Source organism: Alkalimonas sp., assembly GCF_020831925.1.
Lineage (GTDB): Bacteria > Pseudomonadota > Gammaproteobacteria > Enterobacterales > Alteromonadaceae > Alkalimonas.
Map to the genome: position 1 here is coordinate 1 of NZ_JAFIFQ010000122.1, position 2,395 is coordinate 2,395.

The window sequence follows — 2,395 nt, forward strand, 5'->3', positions numbered from 1 at the left end:
TGAATGCGCTCAAAGCCTTCGGCGGCAATGGCTTCCACCCCGGCCAGCCGCACGCCTTTGGCGGCCCAGTCTCGGGATGAGCCCTGGCCATAATCGGCACCGGCAATGATGATCAGCGGCTGCTTACGGGCCATGTAGGCTTCAATCGCTTCCCACATCCGGGTGACTTTGCCTTCTGGCTCAATCCGCGCCAAAGAGCCCTGCTTCACTTTGCCGTCTTCCACCACCATTTCGTTAAACAGCTTGGGGTTGGCAAAGGTCGCGCGCTGCGCGGTCAGGTGATCGCCGCGGTGCGTAGCGTAAGAGTTAAAGTCTTCCTCCGGCACGCCCATGCTGGCCAGGTATTCACCCGCTGCGCTGTCGAGCATAATGGCGTTCGATGGCGACAAGTGATCGGTGGTGATGTTATCGCCCAGCACCGCCAGAGGCCGCATGCCTTTGAGCGCACGCTCACCGGCCAGCGCCCCTTCCCAATACGGCGGGCGGCGAATGTAGGTGCTTTGCGGCCGCCAGTCGTACAGCGGGCTGATCTGCTCGCCGTAATCGACGCTCAAATCAAACATCGGCTCGTACACTTTACGGAACTGCTCGGGTTTGACCGCGGCTTTGACCGCAGCATCAATTTCGGCATCGCTTGGCCAGATATCTTTTAAGGTGACCGGCTTGCCTTCGTTATCTAAACCAAGCACGTCTTTTTCAATATCAAAACGAATGGTACCGGCAATGGCATAGGCCACGACCAGAGGCGGCGAGGCCAAAAAGGCCTGCTTGGCGTACGGATGAATACGGCCGTCGAAATTGCGATTGCCCGAAAGCACAGCGGTGGCGTACAGATCGCGATCTATTACTTCTTGCTGGATGACCGGGTCTAAAGCGCCGCTCATGCCGTTGCAGGTGGTGCAGGCAAAACCAACAATGCCAAAGCCTTGCTGCTCCAGCTCGGTTAAAAGCTGCGCTTCTTCTAAATACAGCTGCACCGCTTTGGAGCCAGGGGCCAGCGAAGTTTTCACCCAAGGCTTACGGCTTAAGCCTTTGCGGTTGGCATTACGGGCCAGTAAGCCGGCAGCAATCACGTTGCGCGGGTTGCTGGTATTGGTGCAACTGGTAATGGCAGCGATGATCACGGCGCCATCCGGCATCTTGCCTTCTTCAATCTGGTAGGCACCTGCAATGCCGCGCGCTGCCAAATCACTGGTGTTGAGCCTGGCATGCGGGTTGGATGGCCCGGCCATGGTGCGGCCAATACTGGATAAATCAAAGCGCAGCACCCGCTCGTACCGCGCTGTTTTCAAGCTTTCAGACCAAAGCCCCGTGGTTTTGGCATAGGTTTCTACCAGTTTCACCTGCTCTGGTTCGCGGCCGGTCAGGGTCAGGTAATCCAGTGTTTGCTGATCGATGGAGAACATCGCTGCGGTAGCGCCGTACTCCGGCGTCATATTGGAGATGGTGGCCCTATCGCCCAGACTCAGGCTGTCGGCGCCTTCGCCAAAGAACTCCAGGTAGCTGGAGACCACTTTTTCTTTACGCAAAAACTCAGTCAACGCCAACACCAGATCGGTCGCCATCACGCCTGGCTGGGCTTTGCCCACCAGCTCGACCCCAATGATATCCGGCAGGCGCATCCAGGAGGCCCGGCCCAGCATCACGCTTTCCGCTTCCAGGCCGCCGACACCAATGGCAATGACGCCCAGCGCATCGACATGCGGTGTATGGCTGTCGGTACCGACCAGGGTATCCGGAAAGGCGACCCCGTCTTTGGCATGCACCACAGGGGACATCCGCTCCAGATTGATCTGGTGCATAATGCCGTTGCCCGGCGGGATCACATCGACGTTTTTAAAGGCTTTTTTGGTCCAGTTGATAAAGTGGAAACGATCGTCGTTGCGTCGGTCTTCAATGGCGCGGTTTTTGGCAAAGGCATCTTTTTCAAAACCGGCGTGCTCAACCGCCAGCGAGTGATCGACAATCAGCTGGGTAGGTACCACAGGGTTCACTTTGGCCGGATCGCCGCCTTGCTCGGCGATGGCATCGCGCAGGCCGGCTAAATCGACCAGCGCAGTCTGGCCCAGGATGTCGTGGCAGACCACCCGCGCCGGATACCAGGGGAAATCCAGATCGTTTTTTCGTTCAATCAATTGGTGCAAGGCATCGGTCAGCATGGCTGGATCGCAGCGCCGCACCAGGTTTTCAGCCAACACCCGCGAGGTGTATGGCAGCATATCGTAGGCACCAGGGGTGATGTCTTCCACAGCCGCGCGGGCGTCGAAGTACTCCAGTTGGGTGCCTGGCAGTGGTTTACGGTAATTGGTATTCATCAGCGTGCCCGGTCGTAGTTGGTGAAAATCAGCCAGCGAAGGGGCTGTCCTTGTCCTGGTCCATCCCCTTCGCTGTGGTT

The 2,395-nt window shown here is 57.9% G+C and carries 1 protein-coding gene; it reads right to left on the reverse strand.

The features are described 5' to 3' along the window. The coding region (gene acnD / locus JJU14_RS16515) for a Fe/S-dependent 2-methylisocitrate dehydratase AcnD (protein WP_228614811.1) at window positions 1–2,315 on the reverse strand (2,315 nt) is incomplete at its 3' end. Between the last annotated feature and the right edge of the window lie 80 nt (window positions 2,316–2,395).